The 23,026-nt window shown below is 51.1% G+C and carries 8 protein-coding genes; 1 reads left to right on the top strand and 7 read right to left on the bottom strand.

Annotated features, from left to right (window positions below; genetic code table 11):
- Window positions 1-45: 45 nt before the first annotated feature.
- The 3 genes from E4K71_RS01865 to E4K71_RS01855 form a co-directional block, all read right to left on the bottom strand.
- Window positions 46-16,239 carry a tandem-95 repeat protein gene (locus E4K71_RS01865; protein WP_135075723.1) on the bottom strand — a complete coding sequence of 5,398 codons (16,194 nt, stop codon included), beginning with the start codon at window positions 16,237-16,239 and terminating at the stop codon, window positions 46-48.
- Between the two features lie 179 nt (window positions 16,240-16,418).
- The gene (locus E4K71_RS01860; protein WP_135075720.1) at window positions 16,419-18,068 is read right to left on the bottom strand and encodes a thiamine pyrophosphate-binding protein; all 1,650 of its coding nucleotides are present in this window, start codon (window positions 18,066-18,068) and stop codon (window positions 16,419-16,421) included.
- 20 nt (window positions 18,069-18,088) lie between these two features.
- Window positions 18,089-18,439 (bottom strand): ArsC family reductase, encoded by a 351-nt coding sequence (locus tag E4K71_RS01855; protein ID WP_135075717.1) that lies wholly within the window; start codon window positions 18,437-18,439, stop codon window positions 18,089-18,091.
- Window positions 18,440-18,535: 96 nt separating this feature from the next.
- On the opposite strand from E4K71_RS01855, the gene E4K71_RS01850 reads away from it, so the two are divergent.
- Window positions 18,536-19,546: an NAD(P)-dependent alcohol dehydrogenase gene (locus E4K71_RS01850; protein ID WP_135075714.1), complete on the top strand. Its 1,011-nt coding sequence runs from the start codon at window positions 18,536-18,538 to the stop codon at window positions 19,544-19,546.
- Here the strand turns inward: E4K71_RS01850 and E4K71_RS01845 are convergent.
- The 4 genes from E4K71_RS01845 to queA all read right to left on the bottom strand — a co-directional run bounded on the left by E4K71_RS01845 (window position 19,543) and on the right by queA (window position 22,990).
- Window positions 19,543-20,187 carry a glutathione S-transferase family protein gene (locus tag E4K71_RS01845; RefSeq protein WP_135075711.1) on the bottom strand — a complete coding sequence of 215 codons (645 nt, stop codon included), beginning with the start codon at window positions 20,185-20,187 and terminating at the stop codon, window positions 19,543-19,545. The two genes, E4K71_RS01850 and E4K71_RS01845, sit on opposite strands and share 4 nt — an antisense overlap.
- An 86-nt stretch (window positions 20,188-20,273) precedes the next feature.
- Entirely contained in the window at window positions 20,274-20,741 is a 468-nt protein-coding gene (gene queF, locus E4K71_RS01840; protein WP_135075708.1) for a preQ(1) synthase, read from the bottom strand.
- Window positions 20,742-20,828: 87 nt separating this feature from the next.
- A complete protein-coding gene (gene tgt / locus E4K71_RS01835) occupies window positions 20,829-21,959 on the bottom strand; it encodes a tRNA guanosine(34) transglycosylase Tgt (RefSeq protein ID WP_135075705.1) in 1,131 nt (376 codons plus the stop codon).
- Complete coding sequence (gene queA / locus E4K71_RS01830) at window positions 21,956-22,990, bottom strand: tRNA preQ1(34) S-adenosylmethionine ribosyltransferase-isomerase QueA (RefSeq protein ID WP_135075702.1); 1,035 nt, start codon at window positions 22,988-22,990, stop codon at window positions 21,956-21,958. The genes tgt and queA overlap by 4 nt, the downstream gene beginning before the upstream one ends.
- Window positions 22,991-23,026: the final 36 nt, after the last annotated feature.

Below are 23,026 nucleotides of genomic sequence, written 5' to 3'. Positions count from 1 at the left end.
AAAATGATCTCCTCATCACCCTTTGGTATCTGTGGAAAAAGGGACTTACCACTCGACTTTTTCAACACCTTCAAACAGAACAGTTGATCCATCGTCAAATTCGATCTGCCCGGTAAGGCCGGAAACATCTTCATAATCAGACATCTGTGCGGCCTGATCAGAGGTAATGGTTTCTTCGGTACCTTCGCTGGTCATGATAGTCATGGTCCAGCCCTCGCTACCATTAAGCTGAATCGTATCAAAGTCAGCACCGCCATCAACCCAGTCGTTCCCGTTTACACTGTCATGGTTGGCACCGCCAAAGACAAACAGGTCATCCCCGTCACCGCCATAAAGCGAGTCATCCCCCCAGCCGACACCGCCGCTTAGAACATCATCGCCCGCACCACCTCGCAAGGTATCGGCACCAGCACCGCCATCAAGCGTATCATCACCGCTCCCACCTTCAAGGGTATCGTTATTTTCCCCACCATAAAGGGTATCTGCACCAGAGCCACCAAACATCGTGTCATCATTGGTGCCCCCATCAAGCAAGTCATCACCGGAGCCCCCATGCATGACATCATCGTTGGTTCCGCCATACATGTCGTCATCCCCGGCACCGCCGTGGATCGTATCATTATTGGACTGACCATACAGCTCATCATCACCAGCCCCACCGACAAGCATATCATTGCCGGAACCGCCATCCAGATAATCGTTACCGCTTTCGCCATACAAATCATCATTACCGGAACCGCCATAAAGGGTGTCATCCCCCCCTTCGGCAGCTGAGGAACTTTCAGCCCCTGTATCCACATTCGCAAAGTCAACGCTCAGGCTTGTACTCATTGAGGCGGTATCGCCATTACTGCTTTCTTCGGCAGTGGCTGTCACAGTCAAATTCAGACCAGTTTCACCAGATGGAACTGTTGCTTCCAGGCCGCTGAGCTGGGCAGTTGTTAATGTCCAGCTGCCATCATCATTTTGTCTCCCTGCATTCAGACTTGCCCCGGAAGGCAGGCCGGAGATTGTCACACTGACACTTTCTGAACCATCACGATCAGTTGAAGCCGAGGCAATATTAAGTGGGACGACATAATCACCAGAAACAACCGTGGTGCCATAATCAAGGTTATTGCCCTCATCCCCGTAAAGCACATCATTACCGGAACCACCATAAACCGTATCATCACCATCGCCACCGCGCATGACATCATTGCCCCAGTTGCCATCACCGGCAACCCCAACAATATCATCACCGTCTTTGGCGTTGTAATATTCATTCCCTCCTTTCTTGTAAGCATCTTTATTGCCATCAAGAACATCATCATTGTTGCTGCCTTCGTCTTTCTTGTAATCACCAAGATTTTCTTTGGCTTCCTTGACAGCTTCATAATCCGAAGCATCAACCCCTTCTGAGGTCGCATCATCAATATCCTGAACAGCACGTCCAGCTGATGAATCTCCACTTGATGCCTCTTCAAAACTAACATCACCCGCACTGACTGACAGCGTTGGTGTATCGGCTTCGGCCTCCACACCCACAACGGCTGTCGCTGTTTCCGTACTTGCCCCATCTGAGACCGTATAGTCAAAGGCAACAGACCCGCTGTAATCACTGCTGGGCATAAAGGTAATAGACCCGTCCGCATTCAGGGTCACAGCCCCGTTGGCAACATTGATCGTATCACCAACAGCAATATCCTGCCCTCCAATCTGCGTAATGGCTAGAGCATCCCCATCCACATCGCTGTCATTGGCGACCAGATCGTATGTTTCTGCTGTATCTTCCGTGGTTGTGAAACTGTCATCCTGTGCATCAGGAGCCGTATTGGCTGTTGGGACATCAACGGTTTCAGTCACAGTCGAAGTGGCAGTATCTGTTCCATCCGTGGATGTCACAGCGGCACTCAGGTCAAAATCAGCATGACCATTTGGAACACGGATCACCACATTATCCAGATCACCCAAGGCAATATCAGCTGATCCATCATGAGTCACTTCATTGCCATCCACCAGCAAAACCGCATCATTGGGGATCGCACTTAAGGTCACAGCAGACAAGGTTTCCGATCCATCAATATCAGCTTCTGTGGCTGTAATCTCTACGGGAATATCAAGATATGTCTCTGTCTCCCCAACCTCGCTATAGTCAATAGACATAATCTTAAAGTCAGTATCATCGTTGTCCCCGGCAATCACAATCTGATCAAACGTCACACCGGAGCCATCAGGCAAACTCAACACATCACTTCCCTGACCGGAGAAAGTTCCGCTTTCAACCAGGTTTCCATCCTGATAAAGACGATATGCGGCCTGCTCATCATCGCTAAAACTGCTGAAAGTGACAGAAGCATCACTGAGATCATTATCAAAGGAAATGATCAGCTCTTCATTCTCTTCAATCTTCTTGCTGCCTGTCGCCTTAATCCCAATGCCGCCCCCTGTTTCAACAACATAGCTTTCACTGGTCTGCCAGCCGCCGGAACTCCCCGTCCAGTCTTTGGCCTCAACACTTACACCATCAGTGGACTTGATATTGTCAATCGTCAAGGTTCCGGTTTCACCACTGTCCCCGCCAATCGTCACTGTCTCGGCCTCACCAAATGTCATCGACAGATTTGGTGCGTCGGCCACAGCTTCGATATCAACATCGACAGTCGCGGTTGATGTTTCTGTGCCATCGGAAACCGTATAATCAAAACTTTCCGTACCAGCAAAATCATCATCACCTTCAAAAGTGACCGTCCCATCCTGATTGAGCGTAACCATCCCGTTACCCACATCAATGGTGTCACCCACAGCCACATCCTGACCATCAATTTGCGTGATGCTCAAATCATCATTATCAGCATCGGTATCATTGGCCAGCAGGTCCATAACAGTCGCTAAATCTTCTGTAGCCGACATCTGATCATCAACAGCATCCGGACCATTATTGATATCAATATCAGGGATTTCTGCGCTGTCACTCGCCGTTGATGTTTCTTGATCCCCATTGCTGTCAGTTGTAGTTACCGCAGCCTGAAGCGTAAAGTCATCTGCATCAGCTGGAACACGCAGGCTTAGCCCATCTAAATCATCCGAAGACAAGGTTGCAACCCCGTCATTAATGGTGATTTCCACACCATCCTGCGTCAACACAGCCCCATCGGGCAAGCCAGACAATGTCACATCCGACAGGCTTTCTGATCCATCCAAATCAACCAGACTTGCCGAAACATCCAGTGGATAATCATAATATTCAATCTCACCTGTGGCATCCGCATGGGTGAATTCCAAATTATTAATGGCAAAATCCGAATCCCCAGCAGCAGTTGATCCATCCGCATTAATCGTGGTGTCTGCCGTGATCACCAGCTTATCAAAGCTTACCCCATCAATGGTAACAGAGGTCGTATCATCCGCATTATTAAGATCACGCCCGTCAAATATACCAGAAGCAACCAATTGCCCATCATCATAGGCTTCCCACGTGCCTTGTTCATAGCTTGCGTTGCGACCACTTCCCCCTTCGCCAAACTGTTCCACATCGAAGCTGACATTATTAACGTCTTCGTCAAATTCGAAGATCAGGGTCTCACTGGCTCCTTCACGACTGTCATAACCCAACAGGTCTTTAGACCCTGTTGTATGCCCACTAACGCCAATGCCATCACCATGACCATTAACCACTTGCTCAACAGCAGATGGATTACCTTCTGAATCCAGACCGGTAATGGTCACACCTTCAACGGTATTATTGGTGACATCATCACCTGTCACCGTACCGCCGACAACACCACCATCACCCACGGCTACTGGTGAACCAATATCAATAGAAACCAATGGCGCATCCGCATCAGCTTCCACATCCACGGTCGCTGTTGCCGTACTTGTGCCGCCCTGACCATCTGAAACCGTATAGTCAAAACTTTGTGAGCCCGCATAATGTTCATCCGGGGTAAATGTCACCGTGCCATCAGCATTCAGCGTGACGCTACCGTTACCCACATCGACAGAACCGCCTGCGACAATATCCTGTCCCTCGATCTGTGTAATGCTCAACGCATCATTTTCAACATCCGTATCATTGTCCAACGGATTGAAAGTCACCGCGTTATCTTCCAATGTCTCGGCACTATCTGCATTTGCCACAGGGGTATCATTTACCGCATCAATTTCAACATTGACACTTGCCGTGTCACTCATACCTTCAGGGTCGGTAATGGTATAATCAAAACTGATGTCCCCATTCAGGTTATCAGCCGGGTCAAAACTGACCGTCCCATTTTCATTAAGTGTAACTGTACCGGACCCATCACTTAAGGTAACGGTCTCACCCACACTGATATCCTGCCCGTCAACCTGCGTAATAGTCAGCGCATCATTATTGGCATCACTGTCATTATCCAGCAAATTGATCGTCACAGGCTGGTCTTCATCCGTCGTTGCCGTATCATCAACTGCAACAGGGGCGATATTCCCATCGGTAATGTTAAGGTTCACCGTCGCATTGTCTGTACCGCCCTGACCATCAGAAACCGTATAAGTAAAGTCTGCCGGACCTTCATACCCATTATCAGCAGCAAAGGTGATCGAACCATCACCATTCAGCGTCACGTTCCCGTTATCGACCTCAACCGTTTCACCAACTGCAATATCCTGACCATCAATTTCCGTGATAGTTAATGTATCCCCATCAGCATCTGTATCGTTGCTGATCAGGTCCATCGTCAAGCTTTGCCCCTCAGTGACGCTGCCCGTATCATCCATCGCATCTGGATCGAAATTCGGGCTCACACTTAGGGAGGTACTGGCGGTTGAACCGTTCGGTTCTGTCGCCGTTGCGATCACATTAATGGTGAAATCAGCAGGTTCCCCTGTCACCATCATGGTTAAACTGTCAAGATCCTCAATCTCATCACCACTGATGACCAGTTTGCCATCAATAAATTCACCCATATTGAACTCAGCCCCGGCCGGGTAGTTCTCAATGGTGATGGAAAGCTCTTCAGAGAGATCATCATCGGTAATTGCAGCAGAGATATTCACATCATAGGTGGTTTCGGAATTACTCTGATCCCAATCAATGTTGAAGGACGCATCATTGTAATCAAAATCATTGCCACTATGCTGGCTATTCTGATCTTCCCAGTTTTGCTCTCCGGCCACATCACCATCATCATAGGCATGATCCAGACCATCTTCATTAAATTGCTGATCGGTGAAATAAAGCCCGCCATTATCATCGTGGTTTAGCGGCTCACCCAACGGATCAAGGACCTGCCAGTTGCCTTCCTCATCTTGGGCAAAGGTCACATCCATCCCGTTGATCAGCCCGGTATTTTCCCCATCTCCATCAGAAATCAGGAAGAAGCCGATGCTGTCTTGATCGACACCATCCAGTGTGAAGGTATCACCGATCTCCTGATCATGAAGATCGGCAAAGATAATCTCACCCGTGCTTGGCTCACCATTTTCATCAAGCACATAATAGCCATATGTGTTGTGATACCCTGCATCACTGCCTTGGAAAGTCACCGTTAGGCTGTCCCCCGTATGATCACTTTCCACCAGTGAAACAGCCAGGTCCGGCACATCCGCCACACCTTCTGTTGTCAGGTTGATATTGGCTTGGGCCGATCCGCCTTCCCCATCCGTCACCGTATAAGACAGGCTTTCCGTCCCGCTCCAATCCGTATCCGGGTTAAAGCTAAAGGTGCCCGTTTCGCTATCATAACTCAACGTGCCATCACCAAGATCCATCCCCCCCGTCGGGAAACTGTCAAGGCTTACGCCATTAATCTGGGCAACACTCAAAACATCACTGTCAATATCGCTGTCATTGCCCAAGAGATCATTAGCTGTAAAGGTAATCACATTATCTTCCAGCCCGCTAAAGGCATCATCAACAGCAACAGGGCCGTCATTGACTTCATCCACCGTAATGGTGGCCGTTGCACTGTCCGTTCCACCCTGACCATCCGAAATCGTATAATTGAAGCTGACTTCACCCGCTAAATCATCTGTCGGATCATAGGTCACTGTCCCATCTGCATTCAAGGTGACACTGCCGGAACCATCACTCAAACTAATGGTTTCCCCAGCCACAATATCCTGCCCGTCAATCTGTGTAATGGTTAATGTGTCACCATCCAGATCACTATCATTATCTAATAAATTAATGGTTACAGGCTGGTCTTCATCTGTGGTGGAAATATCATCAATCGCAATCGGATCATCATTTTCCGGATTAACCGTCATAGTCACGGTGGCCGTTGTGACTTCTCCATCATCATCTGTGACACTATAGGTAAAGCTTTCCGTCCCGTTCCAGTTTTCATCCGGAGTATAGGTCACTGTCCCATCATCATTGATAACAACCGTGCCGTTTTCCGGCTGGCTCACAGCTGTGACTTCCCCACCGTCCAAAATTTCATCATTGGAGAGAACATCAATGGTCTTGGACCCATCTTCACTCAGGCTCGCTACGTCATCCACCAAAGTGTTATCAAGATCATTCACCATTACATCAACCGTTGCAGTCGCCGTCTGACCATCCTCATCTGTCACCGTATAGGTGAAAGAAGCCTCAGTCCCATCATATCCCGGTGCTGGTGTAAAAGTGATTGTCGCCCCATCTTCACTCAGAACAACACTACCATTTTCCGCGCCTTGAACAGACGTAATCGTCCCCCCATCAATAATATTATCGTTTGCCAATAAGTCCGCTACATTCAAGGTCACAGGCTGTCCCTGTGTCGTTGTGGCCGCATCATCGGCCAGGCTATTATCCACATCGGCGAAGTTGATGGTGGCGCTCTGTTCCACCTCAGTCGTGCCATCACTTACCGTGAAGCTGATGGTTTCCAGACCTTCCTCATCAGAGATGATCGTCCAGGTGCCATTGCCATTATCGGTGATGGCGAGGTTGGAGCCACCCGTAACTTCGGTGACAGACAATGTATCACCATCCACATCAGAAGCGTTCGCCAGCAGCTGATCTTCTGTGAGCGTATAAGTGTTATATTCCACACCGTCTGGCAGGGTCACGGTCTCCACCACAGGCGCGTCATTTTCCGGGGTCACCGTCATGGTCACCGTCGCCGTCGTGGTCTCGTTATCTTCGTCTGTGACCGTATAGGTGAAGCTGTCGGTACCGTTAAAGTCCGCATCCGGGGTGTAGGTCACCGTGCCATCGGCATTGAACGTCACCTCCCCATTGGCCGGCTGGGTCACACTCGTCACTTCCCCGCCATCAATGATACTGTCATTGGACAGAACATTAAGGGTCTTGGAGCCATCTTCTGTGAGGGTGGCCGCATCATCGGCCAGGCTATTATCCACATCGGCGAAGTTGATGGTGGCGCTCTGATCCACCTCAGTCGTGCCATCACTTACCGTGAAGCTGATGGTTTCCAGACCTTCCTCATCAGAGATGATCGTCCAGGTGCCGTTGCCATTATCGGTGATGGCGAGGTTGGAGCCGCCACTCACCTCAGTCACACTCAGGCTATCACCATCCACATCACTTGCATTGGCGAGCAGCTGATCTTCTGTGAGCGTATAAGTGTTATATTCCACACCGTCTGGCAGGGTCACGGTCTCCACCACAGGCGCGTCATTTTCTGGCGTCACCGTCATGGTCACCGTCGCCGTCGTGGTCTCGTTATCTTCGTCTGTGACCGTATAGGTGAAGCTGTCGGTACCGTTAAAGTCCGCATCCGGGGTGTAGGTCACCGTGCCATCGGCATTGAACGTCACCTCCCCATTGGCCGGCTGGGTCACACTCGTCACTTCCCCGCCATCAATGATACTGTCATTGGACAGAACATTAAGGGTCTTGGAGCCATCTTCTGTGAGGGTGGCCGCATCATCGGCCAGGCTATTATCCACATCGGCAAAGTTGATGGTGGCGCTCTGATCCACCTCAGTCGTGCCATCACTTACCGTGAAGCTGATGGATTCCAGACCTTCCTCATCAGAGATGATCGTCCAGGTGCCATTGCCATTATCGGTGATCGCCAGGTTGGACCCACCCGTAACTTCGGTGACAGACAATGTATCACCATCCACATCAGAAGCGTTCGCCAGCAGCTGATCTTCGGTGAGCGTATAAGTGTTATATTCCACCCCATCTGGCAGGGTCACGCTCTCCACCACAGGCGCGTCATTTTCTGGCGTCACCGTCATGGTCACCGTCGCCGTGGTGGTCTCGTTATCTTCGTCTGTGACCGTATAGGTGAAGCTGTCGGTGCCGTTAAAGTCCGCATCCGGGGTGTAGGTCACCGTGCCATCGGCATTGAACGTCACCTCCCCATTGGCCGGCTGGGTGACACTCGTCACTTCCCCGCCATCAATGATACTGTCATTGGACAGAACATTGATCGTCTTGGAGCCATCTTCTGTGAGGGTGGCCGCATCATCGGCCAGGCTATTATCCACATCGGCAAAGTTGATGGTGGCGCTCTGATCCACCTCAGTCGTGCCATCACTTACCGTGAAGCTGATGGATTCCAGACCTTCCTCATCAGAGATGATCGTCCAGGTGCCATTGCCATTATCGGTGATCGCCAGGTTGGACCCACCCGTAACTTCGGTGACAGACAATGTATCACCATCCACATCAGAAGCGTTCGCCAGCAGCTGATCTTCGGTGAGCGTATAAGTGTTATATTCCACACCGTCTGGCAGGGTCACGCTCTCCACCACAGGCGCGTCATTTTCTGGCGTCACCGTCATGGTCACCGTCGCCGTGGTGGTCTCGTTATCTTCGTCTGTGACCGTATAGGTGAAGCTGTCGGTGCCGTTAAAGTCCGCATCCGGGGTGTAGGTCACCGTGCCATCGGCATTGAACGTCACCTCCCCATTGGCCGGCTGGGTGACACTCGTCACTTCCCCGCCATCAATGATACTGTCATTGGACAGAACATTGATCGTCTTGGAGCCATCTTCTGTGAGGGTGGCCGCATCATCGGCCAGGCTATTATCCACATCGGCAAAGTTGATGGTGGCGCTCTGATCCACCTCAGTCGTGCCATCACTTACCGTGAAGCTGATGGATTCCAGACCTTCCTCATCAGAGATGATCGTCCAGGTGCCATTGCCATTATCGGTGATCGCCAGGTTGGACCCACCCGTAACTTCGGTGACAGACAATGTATCACCATCCACATCAGAAGCGTTCGCCAGCAGCTGATCTTCGGTGAGCGTATAAGTGTTATATTCCACACCGTCTGGCAGGGTCACGCTCTCCACCACAGGCGCGTCATTTTCTGGCGTCACCGTCATGGTCACCGTCGCCGTGGTGGTCTCGTTATCTTCGTCTGTGACCGTATAGGTGAAGCTGTCGGTGCCGTTAAAGTCCGCATCCGGGGTGTAGGTCACCGTGCCATCGGCATTGAACGTCACCTCCCCATTGGCCGGCTGGGTCACACTCGTCACTTCCCCGCCATCAATGATACTGTCATTGGACAGAACATTAAGGGTCTTGGAGCCATCTTCTGTGAGGGTGGCCGCATCATCGGCCAGGCTATTATCCACATCGGCAAAGTTGATGGTGGCGCTCTGATCCACCTCAGTCGTGCCATCACTTACCGTGAAGCTGATGGATTCCAGACCTTCCTCATCAGAGATGATCGTCCAGGTGCCATTGCCATTATCGGTGATCGCCAGGTTGGACCCACCCGTAACTTCGGTGACAGACAATGTATCACCATCCACATCAGAAGCGTTCGCCAGCAGCTGATCTTCGGTGAGCGTATAAGTGTTATATTCCACACCGTCTGGCAGGGTCACGGTCTCCACCACAGGCGCGTCATTTTCCGGGGTCACCGTCATGGTCACCGTCGCCGTCGTGGTCTCGTTATCTTCGTCTGTGACCGTATAGGTGAAGCTGTCGGTGCCGTTAAAGTCCGCATCCGGGGTGTAGGTCACCGTGCCATCGGCATTGAACGTCACCTCCCCATTGGCCGGCTGGGTCACACTCGTCACTTCCCCGCCATCAATGATACTGTCATTGGACAGAACATTAAGGGTCTTGGAGCCATCTTCTGTGAGGGTGGCCGCATCATCGGCCAGGCTATTATCCACATCGGCAAAGTTGATGGTGGCGCTCTGATCCACCTCAGTCGTGCCATCACTTACCGTGAAGCTGATGGTTTCCAGACCTTCCTCATCAGAGATGATCGTCCAGGTGCCATTGCCATTATCGGTGATGGCGAGGTTGGAGCCGCCACTCACCTCAGTCACACTCAGGCTATCACCATCCACATCACTTGCATTGGCGAGCAGCTGATCTTCTGTGAGCGTATAAGTGTTATATTCCACACCGTCTGGCAGGGTCACGGTCTCCACCACAGGCGCGTCATTTTCCGGGGTCACCGTCATGGTCACCGTCGCCGTCGTGGTCTCGTTATCTTCGTCTGTGACCGTATAGGTGAAGCTGTCGGTACCGTTAAAGTCCGCATCCGGGGTGTAGGTCACCGTGCCATCGGCATTGAACGTCACCTCCCCATTGGCCGGCTGGGTCACACTCGTCACTTCCCCGCCATCAATGATACTGTCATTGGACAGAACATTAAGGGTCTTGGAGCCATCTTCTGTGAGGGTGGCCGCATCATCGGCCAGGCTATTATCCACATCGGCAAAGTTGATGGTGGCGCTCTGATCCACCTCAGTCGTGCCATCACTTACCGTGAAGCTGATGGATTCCAGACCTTCCTCATCAGAGATGATCGTCCAGGTGCCATTGCCATTATCGGTGATCGCCAGGTTGGACCCACCCGTAACTTCGGTGACAGACAATGTATCACCATCCACATCAGAAGCGTTCGCCAGCAGCTGATCTTCGGTGAGCGTATAAGTGTTATATTCCACCCCATCTGGCAGGGTCACGCTCTCCACCACAGGCGCGTCATTTTCTGGCGTCACCGTCATGGTCACCGTCGCCGTGGTGGTCTCGTTATCTTCGTCTGTGACCGTATAGGTGAAGCTGTCGGTACCGTTAAAGTCCGCATCCGGGGTGTAGGTCACCGTGCCATCGGCATTGAACGTCACCTCCCCATTGGCCGGCTGGGTCACACTCGTCACTTCCCCGCCATCAATGATACTGTCATTGGACAGAACATTAAGGGTCTTGGAGCCATCTTCTGTGAGGGTGGCCGCATCATCGGCCAGGCTATTATCCACATCGGCAAAGTTGATGGTGGCGCTCTGATCCACCTCAGTCGTGCCATCACTTACCGTGAAGCTGATGGATTCCAGACCTTCCTCATCAGAGATGATCGTCCAGGTGCCATTGCCATTATCGGTGATCGCCAGGTTGGACCCACCCGTAACTTCGGTGACAGACAATGTATCACCATCCACATCAGAAGCGTTCGCCAGCAGCTGATCTTCGGTGAGCGTATAAGTGTTATATTCCACCCCATCTGGCAGGGTCACGCTCTCCACCACAGGCGCGTCATTTTCTGGCGTCACCGTCATGGTCACCGTCGCCGTGGTGGTCTCGTTATCTTCGTCTGTGACCGTATAGGTGAAGCTGTCGGTGCCGTTAAAGTCCGCATCCGGGGTGTAGGTCACCGTGCCATCGGCATTGAACGTCACCTCCCCATTGGCCGGCTGGGTGACACTCGTCACTTCCCCGCCATCAATGATACTGTCATTGGACAGAACATTGATCGTCTTGGAGCCATCTTCTGTGAGGGTGGCCGCATCATCGGCCAGGCTATTATCCACATCGGCAAAGTTGATGGTGGCGCTCTGATCCACCTCAGTCGTGCCATCACTTACCGTGAAGCTGATGGATTCCAGACCTTCCTCATCAGAGATGATCGTCCAGGTGCCATTGCCATTATCGGTGATCGCCAGGTTGGACCCACCCGTAACTTCGGTGACAGACAATGTATCACCATCCACATCAGAAGCGTTCGCCAGCAGCTGATCTTCGGTGAGCGTATAAGTGTTATATTCCACACCGTCTGGCAGGGTCACGCTCTCCACCACAGGCGCGTCATTTTCTGGCGTCACCGTCATGGTCACCGTCGCCGTGGTGGTCTCGTTATCTTCGTCTGTGACCGTATAGGTGAAGCTGTCGGTGCCGTTAAAGTCCGCATCCGGGGTGTAGGTCACCGTGCCATCGGCATTGAACGTCACCTCCCCATTGGCCGGCTGGGTGACACTCGTCACTTCCCCGCCATCAATGATACTGTCATTGGACAGAACATTGATCGTCTTGGAGCCATCTTCTGTGAGGGTGGCCGCATCATCGGCCAGGCTATTATCCACATCGGCAAAGTTGATGGTGGCGCTCTGATCCACCTCAGTCGTGCCATCACTTACCGTGAAGCTGATGGATTCCAGACCTTCCTCATCAGAGATGATCGTCCAGGTGCCATTGCCATTATCGGTGATCGCCAGGTTGGACCCACCCGTAACTTCGGTGACAGACAATGTATCACCATCCACATCAGAAGCGTTCGCCAGCAGCTGATCTTCGGTGAGCGTATAAGTGTTATATTCCACACCGTCTGGCAGGGTCACGCTCTCCACCACAGGCGCGTCATTTTCTGGCGTCACCGTCATGGTCACCGTCGCCGTGGTGGTCTCGTTATCTTCGTCTGTGACCGTATAGGTGAAGCTGTCGGTGCCGTTAAAGTCCGCATCCGGGGTGTAGGTCACCGTGCCATCGGCATTGAACGTCACCTCCCCATTGGCCGGCTGGGTCACACTCGTCACTTCCCCGCCATCAATGATACTGTCATTGGACAGAACATTAAGGGTCTTGGAGCCATCTTCTGTGAGGGTGGCCGCATCATCGGCCAGGCTATTATCCACATCGGCAAAGTTGATGGTGGCGCTCTGATCCACCTCAGTCGTGCCATCACTTACCGTGAAGCTGATGGATTCCAGACCTTCCTCATCAGAGATGATCGTCCAGGTGCCATTGCCATTATCGGTGATCGCCAGGTTGGACCCACCCGTAACTTCGGTGACAGACAATGTATCACCATCCACATCAGAAGCGTTCGCCAGCAGCTGATCTTCGGTGAGCGTATAAGTGTTATATTCCACACCGTCTGGCAGGGTCACGGTCTCCACCACAGGCGCGTCATTTTCCGGGGTCACCGTCATGGTCACCGTCGCCGTCGTGGTCTCGTTATCTTCGTCTGTGACCGTATAGGTGAAGCTGTCGGTGCCGTTAAAGTCCGCATCCGGGGTGTAGGTCACCGTGCCATCGGCATTGAACGTCACCTCCCCATTGGCCGGCTGGGTCACACTCGTCACTTCCCCGCCATCAATGATACTGTCATTGGACAGAACATTAAGGGTCTTGGAGCCATCTTCTGTGAGGGTGGCCGCATCATCGGCCAGGCTATTATCCACATCGGCAAAGTTGATGGTGGCGCTCTGATCCACCTCAGTCGTGCCATCACTTACCGTGAAGCTGATGGATTCCAGACCTTCCTCATCAGAGATGATCGTCCAGGTGCCGTTGCCATTATCGGTGATCGCCAGGTTGGAGCCGCCACTCACCTCAGTCACACTCAGGCTATCACCATCCACATCAGAAGCGTTCGCCAGCAGCTGATCTTCTGTGAGCGTATAAGTGTTATATTCCACACCGTCTGGCAGGGTCACGGTCTCCACCACAGGCGCGTCATTTTCCGGGGTCACCGTCATGGTCACCGTCGCCGTCGTGGTCTCGTTATCTTCGTCTGTGACCGTATAGGTGAAGCTGTCGGTGCCGTTAAAGTCCGCATCCGGGGTGTAGGTCACCGTGCCATCGGCATTGAACGTCACCTCCCCATTGGCCGGCTGGGTCACACTCGTCACTTCCCCGCCATCAATGATACTGTCATTGGACAGAACATTAAGGGTCTTGGAGCCATCTTCTGTGAGGGTGGCCGCATCATCGGCCAGGCTATTATCCACATCGGCAAAGTTGATGGTGGCGCTCTGATCCACCTCAGTCGTGCCATCACTTACCGTGAAGCTGATGGATTCCAGACCTTCCTCATCAGAGATGATCGTCCAGGTGCCATTGCCATTATCGGTGATCGCCAGGTTGGAGCCACCCGTAACTTCGGTGACAGACAATGTATCACCATCCACATCAGAAGCGTTCGCCAGCAGCTGATCTTCTGTGAGCGTATAAGTGTTATATTCCACCCCATCTGGCAGGGTCACGCTCTCCACCACAGGCGCGTCATTTTCTGGCGTCACCGTCATGGTCACCGTCGCCGTCGTGGTCTCGTTATCTTCGTCTGTGACCGTATAGGTGAAGCTGTCGGTGCCGTTAAAGTCCGCATCCGGGGTGTAGGTCACCGTGCCATCGGCATTGAACGTCACCTCCCCATTGGCCGGCTGGGTGACACTCGTCACTTCCCCGCCATCAATGATACTGTCATTGGACAGAACATTGATCGTCTTGGAGCCATCTTCTGTGAGGGTGGCCGCATCATCGGCCAGGCTATTATCCACATCGGCAAAGTTGATGGTGGCTGTTTTGGAAACGTCATGATCGCCGTCACTGACGGTAAAGGAGAATTCCTCAATCCCCTCTTCAGAAGAAACAATGGTCCAGGTATCATCGCCGTTATCGGTAATGGTTAAATGGTCCCCACCTGATAGGTTCCCCACCGTCAGGTCTGCAATCGCCGTATCGGCATCTGTCGTGTTCGCCAACAGGTCATCTTTACTCAGGATGTAGGTGTTATATTCCACCCCTGCATCAAGCGTAATATCCCCAACAACCGGTGTGCCATCAACACCAACAGAAATTGTCACCGTAGCCGTATGAGTTTCAGGTTCATCATCCACATTGACAATTTCGGTGTAAGTTTGGGTATTACCTTCGCTATCGGTGAGTGTGTAGGTCAGTTCCGTTTCTTTACCATCGAAATCATCATTTTTCGTAAAGACAATCTGCCCATTCACCAGTTCAAAAGTACCATTAGGGGATTCACCCAGAGTGATCGTACTTTCATCAACATCATTAAGAAGTTCATCAAAATTGATCAGCGCCGGGCTTGGTGTATTCAATTCATTATGAACATTATCCGTGACCGTATAGGTAAATGTTGTGGTTCCACTGAAATCACCATCAGGGGTATAGGTGACAATCGGCTTGTTGTTGTCGTCATAAGTAACCGTTACACTTCCTTCCCCTTCAGCAGGTTGTGTCACGGAAAATTCTGAACGGTCTGCTGTCCATACCGTATCAAGCAGCTCATCATTTTCAAAAACATCAACCGTAACAGACTCACCATATTCAGTGGTTGCAGAATCATGATTAACCGCACTATCCACGTCAAAACCGAAGCTTTGGCTGGCTTGTGTTGAGTTTCCTTCACTGTCGGTTAAGATGATGGTGACTTCGACATTGCTATCTTCATCGGTGACGCCAGACTTGATTTCCCAGGTGCGATTTGGTTCTTCACCAAATGGGCCGGAAATTTCAACATCAATACCGCGATCTTTCAGATATTGAGCCGTCACATTGATTGAATAGTCGCTTTCATCGGTAACATTTGAACGAATATCAGACTCACGAATGATAATCGGATCACCATTGGGATCATAATCACCATCCGCCTCCGGGAAGATATTTCCGCTGATGACAGGGGCATCCGTATCTGGCTGAATGACAATAAGCTCTTCTTCGGGTTCTTCTTCCTCTTCCGGTTCTTCTTCAATCTCCTCGTCATCGTCGTCATCAGCCTGAGGAATAGAAAAAAGATCAAGTGTTCCAACCGATCCGTCGATGGCATTGGGATCAGCAGGGTCTAAAGCGGGTGCGACCACTTCTTCATCAGGAATAATGATTTCTTCGTCAATGACCTCATCGGGTTCAATGTCCAAAAGAGAGGCTTCGTCTTCCACACGACCACGACGACCACGGGATTCAAAGTCAACCTCACCAAGGTCACGTTCATTTCTTTCATCATCGGCGCGGATTTCTTCTTCGTTATCAAAGGCCAAATCTTCTTCGGGGATAATGCCGTCAATAATGTCCTGATCTGTTGAAAAACCACCCTGGTGGACAGAGGCCATATAGCTCATATCTTCCTGATATTGTGCGCCGCCTTCTGCATTTTCCTTGCCCTGCATTTGACCACCGAGGTTCATTTCCTCGGTATCTTGAAGGGAGGTCATTTCATCCAGAATAACCGCATCTTCTGCATTGCCCGTTTCCACATTGCCCGTTTCCACATTGGACGTGTTATCGCCACCTTCTTCATTATCAGGTTGCTTGACATCATCGTCTGCCATCGTAAGCCTCCATTTCTATCGCCCTGAAGAACGCACCTTCAAAACGACTTTCTATCCTTAAGTATAAGATACGATAGAAAGAGCGAAAAATTCACGAAGATATGGATTTCAACCCATGCCAAAGGCAATTATTTGAGCTTAGTACTCTCATTTTACATAGGGGCAACACCCCAAAAGGCTTATGACTGAAGTGCGCCAACCGTTAAAGTTGGCGTAAGTAATTGATTATCAACAATAACTTCTATAAGAGCCGGCCCATCATGCTTTTGGGCTTTTGCAAAGGCTGTCACAAATTCGTCATTATTTTCAACGCGCAAGCCCAAGCCACCAAAGCTTTGTGCCAGTGCTGCAAAATCAGGATTCTGTAGATTCGTCCCTGATATGCGGGCAGGGTAGCGTTTTTCCTGATGCATGCGAATAGTACCAAACATTGAATTATTCACCACGATCACGATAATCCTAAGCCCATATTGCACAGCCGTGGCAAATTCCTGCACCGTCATCATCACACAGCCATCCCCGGCCATACAGATCACCTCGCGCTCCGGGTATAAAGACTTTGCAGCAATCGCAGCAGGCAGGCCATAGCCCATAGAACCGGATGTGGGGGCCAGCTGTGTCCCATATTGGCGATAGCGGAAAAAACGATGGGTCCAGATAGAATAATTCCCCGCCCCATTGGTCATAATGGCATCGGCCCTTAAGGTTTGGCGCAACAGACTAACCAAATCAGCTAGCTGCATCTGACCACAATGGGGGATCGGAGTGGTAAATTCTTCATAAATACGGCGAAGGCGTTGCGCCCATCCCGACCAATCAGGAACGTCTACTTCTAGCTCTGCCAATGCATCCCCAAAGGAGGGCATCGTAGAAATCATTGCTAAATCCGGCTGATAAACGCGCCCAAGTTCTTCACCACAGGGATAAATATGAACCATTTTTTGAGTGGTTTTGGGCGGCGAAAACAAACTATATCCACTCGTCGTCATCTCCCCCAAACGTGCACCCAAAACAATCAACAGGTCGCTTTCTTCAATCGCGGATGTCAGGTTTGGGTCAATCCCGATACCCACATGCCCCACATAAACATCCAAGTCATTATTGATATAGTCCTGACAGCGAAAGGACCCAGCCACAGGCAAGCCATAGTGTTGGCAAAAGTCTTCCACCTGATTTTGAACCTGTCTTGACCAGCCGCCCCCACCGACAATCATTAAAGGTTTATCTGCCCCTTGCAGCAAACGGGAAAAAGCCGCCACGTCCTGCGGGCTAGGATAAGACTGAGCGGGTTTAAAAGGAGATAGCGAAACCTCAGCCCCAACCATATCGCGCAACATATCTTCGGGCAAGGCAAGCACCACCGGGCCGGGGCGTCCTGAGGTTGCCGTTTGAAAGGCACGCGCGATAAATTCAGGGATGCGCGCAGCCTCATCAATCTGGGCCACCCATTTTGCCATTTGGCCGAACATGCGACGATAATCAATTTCCTGAAAAGCCTCACGCTCCTGCATGGAACGACCCACCTGCCCGATAAATAAAATCATCGGGGTCGAATCCTGAAAAGCGACATGCACACCGGCTGAGGCATTGGTTGCGCCCGGCCCCCGTGTCACCATACAAATACCGGGCCGTCCAGTGAGCTTTCCATAAGCTTCTGCCATCATGGCCGCCCCCCCTTCCTGACGACAGGTGATAAAGCTCAACTGTTCAGCATCATAAAGGGCATCCAAAACACTAAGATAGCTTTCCCCTGGCACACCAAAAATCTTGTCTGATCCATGTAAGATCAGCTGGTCGACAAGACATTGGGCACCGGTTTGTTGTGTCATGATCCCTCCGATATCAGGGCCTATTTCAGGGCAAGCAAAGCATCCATTTGCTCTTGTTTAAAACCAAGGATGATTTGATCACCAGATTGGAAAACAGGGCGTTTCATCAAGGCGGGATGTTCCACCATCAAGGCAATGGCTTTGGCCTCATCCACATCAGACTTTTGTGCCTCATCAAGGGTACGCCACGTGGTACCACGGCGGTTTAACAGGGCTTCCCAGCCCACTTTACCTGCCCAAACGCTTAAATCCTCAGCATTTAATCCATCGGCGCGTACATCTTGATATTCATAGTCAAAACCTTCAGCCTCCAGCCACTTTTTAGCCTTGCGGCACGTATCACAATTTTTCAATCCAACAAATTTAATCATATCTACCACATAATTTTCAAAAGCAATTGTTCAACAGTTAGCCCAAATTATGCTTAAATCAAGCTGAAAAATCTAACAGGGATAAAAGATAAAGACATGAAAGCGTGGCAGATTGAAAATTCCTTCGGCCTGGAAAACCTCCATATCAAAGAGGTGGCCTACCCTAAATTACAAAACGGGCAAGTCCTGATCAAAATGGCGGCTTGTTCGCTTAACTATCGGGATCTCGTCACCGTTGCCGGGGCGTATGGCAAAACGGTCAAAACCCCCTTGGTCCCCTGTTCTGACGGGGTTGGTACAGTGGTGGAACAAGGCCCCAATGCCACGCGTTTTCCCATTGGTACCCGCATCAGTCCGATTTTCTTTCCTCACTGGATTGACGGGGCTGCAACGCCTTATGTGCTACCCGATGCCTTGGGTGGAGCATATGACGGGACATTAGCCCAATATATGGCAGTCGATGAAAAGGCGTGCGTCATGGTGCCAGATCACCTCACCGATGTGCAAGCTGCCAGCCTGCCTTGTGCAGCCTTAACAGCCTGGAGTGCACTTTTTGAACAGGCCGATCTCAATTCATCTGACAGTCTTGTCATACAGGGGACAGGTGGGGTCGCCCTGTTTGCCCTTCTTTTTGCCAAGGCGGTGGGTGCACAAGTACTAATCACCTCTTCCAGTGATCAAAAACTTGCCATGGCCAAAGAACTGGGAGCAGATCATACGGTCAATTATTATGATAATCCAAACTGGCGTAACGAAGTCAAGTCCGTCTGGTCAGAAGGGGCGGATCATATTATTGAATTGGGTGGCGCACAAACACTGGAACAATCCATCCGCTCAGTGCGCATCGGTGGACATATCAGCCTAATCGGTGTGTTAACCGGCACCAATACCTCCTCTATCCCGCTACCGCTGATTTTAATGCGCAACATCCGTATTCAAGGGGTCACTGTGGGATCACGCAGTGCCTTTGAGCGGATGAATGATTTTATCCGGGAACATAAAATCACCCCTGTCATTGATCGCACCTTTAATTTTAATGAAGTCCCCAGCGCCTTTAAATATCTGGAAAGTGGTCAGCATTTCGGCAAGGTCTGTATCGAACTTTAAGAAAACAGGGCTGTACACCCTTCTGCGTCATAGGTTGCCTTGACCACCACATCACCTTCCAATACTCCCAGCAAAGCATGCAAATGGGCCATGGATTTCAACCTGCCTTCCTGGCCCATCTGCACAAACCAACGCCCCAGCATCAACAGGTAATCTTCCACAATCGTTTTGTTCGTGCCACACAAATAGGGACGACCATCATTTAAGGCTTCGTCTATCTGGCGCATAAAGGTGGTGACGCGTTCAATCGCTACATCACGCACTTCTTCGGCCCCTTGCGCTGTTTTGGAAAAACGCTCTTTATAAAAATACAGCATCATGTCGGCCTGAATGGAATTGGTCATATGGACCAGCCATTTATAGGCCATCGCCCGTTTGGCACTACCCAAGGGCGGCATCAATCCACTATCAGGATCAAGATCGGCCAAATGTAAACAAATCGCAGCCGATTCAAACAGAACCAAATCCCCATCCACCAAGGTGGGTACCCGGCGATTGGGGTTCAGCTCAATATAGGTATATTCATGAAGCGAGCCGTCTTCCTTGCTCATTTTCACCAGCTCAAAGGGCTGAGCCAAACGGTTCAGGATGATATGCGGGGCCAAGGACGCCGTATCGGGCACATAAAAGAGTTTGCGCATCTTATTTTCTCGGCGTCCTCACGAAAGTGAGGACCTTGTTCAAAGTGGATAAAGGTCCCCGCCTGCGCGAGGACGACAAAAGAGTGTTAGCCCCGGCCGCGATAACCCGGTACGCCTTGATCTGGAATCCACACCCCTTTAGGCGCTTCGCCGGTTTGCCAGAAGACATCAATGGGAATGCCGCCGCGCGGATACCAATAACCGCCGATGCGCAACCATTTTGGTTTCAATAACTCGACCAAACGTTTGGCGATCCCCACTGTGCAGGCTTCATGAAAGTCCCCGTGGTTGCGAAAGGCATGGAGGTAGACTTTCAGAGATTTACTTTCCACCAACAACTCTTCCGGCACATAATCAATCACGATATGGGCAAAATCCGGCTGACCTGTTACCGGGCAGAGCGAGGTAAATTCAGGACAGGTAAAACGCACCAGATAGTCCGTACCCGGGTGCGGATTCTTCACCGCTTCCAGTTTGGCTTCATCCGGGTTGGTCGGTGAATCGGTTGTGGAACCTAGCTGTTCCAGATCGGCATAAATAGTTTGATCAGACATTTCTCATTCCTTGTCGTCCTCGCGCAAGGCGGGGACCTCGTTCAAATGGGATAAAGGTCCCCGCGTTCGCGAGGACGACGAATTATCTTATATCGGTTCAATATCGCCTTGCTCACGAAGAGCATGGAAATCAATAACAAATTTTTCGAATGTACCTTCTTCAATGGCACCACGCATACCCGCCATCAGTTCCTGATAGTAATGCAGGTTATGCCAGGTCAGAAGCATCAGACCCAAAATCTCTTTGGATTTGGTCAGATGGTAAAGATAGGCACGGGAATAACTGCGACAACACGGGCAGGTACAATTTTCATCCAGCGGGCGCGGATCGTCTTTATGACGGGCATTGCGCAGATTGACCGACCCACGACGCGTCCAGGCTTCTGCCGTGCGCCCGGAACGTGACGGCAATACGCAGTCAAACATATCCACACCACGGGCCACAGCCCCAACCAAATCATCCGGCTTGCCCACGCCCATCAAATAGCGTGGCTTATCGGTCGGCATGACAGGGGTGGTGTAATCCAGCGTCTGGAACATCAATTCCTGGCCTTCACCTACCGCCAGACCGCCAATGGCGTAGCCTTCAAAGCCGATATCGACCAGCTTTTCCACGGACTCTTTTCGTAAATCTTCTTCGGTGCCGCCCTGAACAATCCCGAACTGACCATAGCCCCGGCGCTCAACAAAGGCGTCGCGAGACCGTTTGGCCCAGCGCATGGACAGTTGCATGGCTTCATTCACACGTTCTTTTGATGCTGGCAGGGCCGGACATTCATCAAAACACATGGTGATATCCGCATCAAGCTGACGCTGAATTTCTGTCGAGCTTTCCGGGGTCAGATCATAATAGGCCCCATCAATGTGGGAGCGAAAACGCACGCCTTCTTCGGTGATCTTGCGCAGTTGCGCCAAGCTCATGACCTGAAAGCCGCCACTATCGGTCAGGATCGGCTTATCCCAATTCATGAACTTATGCAGCCCGCCAAGCTTTTCAATACGTTCAGCGCCGGGACGCAGCATCAAATGATAGGTGTTACCCAGCAGAATTTCCGCGCCTGTATCCGCCACAGATTCCGGCATCATAGCCTTCACGGTTGCCGCAGTGCCCACAGGCATAAACGCAGGTGTATTGATCGCCCCATGGGCGGTATGGACACGGCCACGACGCGCAGGGCCATCTGTGCCTAAAAGTTCAAAATTAAAGTCAGTTGTCATATCTGATCATGGCGGCTCAAGAGTGAACCGTCCCCATAAGAATAAAAACGATAGCCATGGTCAATGGCATAGGCATAAGCCTTTTTCATACGCTCAAACCCGGCAAAGGCTGACACCAGCATAAACAGGGTGGAGCGTGGCAAATGGAAATTGGTCGTCAACATATCGACGATTTTAAACTCATAACCCGGCGTGATAAAGATATCTGTATCACCTTCAAACGGGGCCATGACATTTTTTTCAGGCGCGGCACTTTCCAACAGGCGCAAGGATGTGGTGCCCACAGCCACCACGCGTTTGCCTGCCGCGTGTGTTTCATTAATCAAGTCCGATGTTGCCTGATCGACCACACCGAATTCGGCGTGCATTTTATGATCTGCCACATCATCAACCTTCACCGGCAGAAAGGTACCCGCCCCCACATGTAAGGTGACATAGGCAAATTTCACGCCCTTTTCTTCCAGCTTTTTCAACAGTTCCGCTGTGAAATGCAGGCCAGCCGTGGGGGCCGCCACCGCGCCTTCTTTTTCGGCATAAACCGTTTGATAGTCTGACTTATCCTGTTCATCGGCCAAGCCTTCACGCTTGATATAAGGTGGCAGCGGCATGCCGCCATGGGCTTCCAAAGCCTCCATCAGGGCAGCACCCTCACAGGAAAACTTCAGGGTGACTTCACCGCCGTCTTTATCGAGCACATCAGCACTGAAATCATGATCAAAGATAATGGTCTGGCCGGGTTTCAGCTTTTTTGCCCCTTTGGCAAAGGCAATCCACGTGCCTTCGCCTTCATGTTTATGAAGGGTCACTTCCACATTGGCCTCACCGCGTTTGCCTTTTAAGCGAGCCGGGATCACACGGGTATTGTTAAAAACCAACAGGTCGCCTGTACTAAGATGATCAGGCAGGTCTGCAAAAATATGATCGCTTAAATCTGCATCAATGCGCAACAGCTTGGAAGCATCGCGCGGCGTAACCGGGCGCTGCGCAATCAGCTCTTTGGGCAGATCGAAGTCGAAATCATCGACTTTCATACTATTCCTCATGTGTGTGGATGTGCTATCAAGGCG

Source organism: Terasakiella sp. SH-1 (assembly GCF_004564135.1).
Classification (GTDB): Bacteria; Pseudomonadota; Alphaproteobacteria; order Rhodospirillales; family Terasakiellaceae; genus Terasakiella.
Note: the sequence above shows the minus strand (reverse complement) of the source record. Positions and strands in the feature narration are given on the sequence as shown.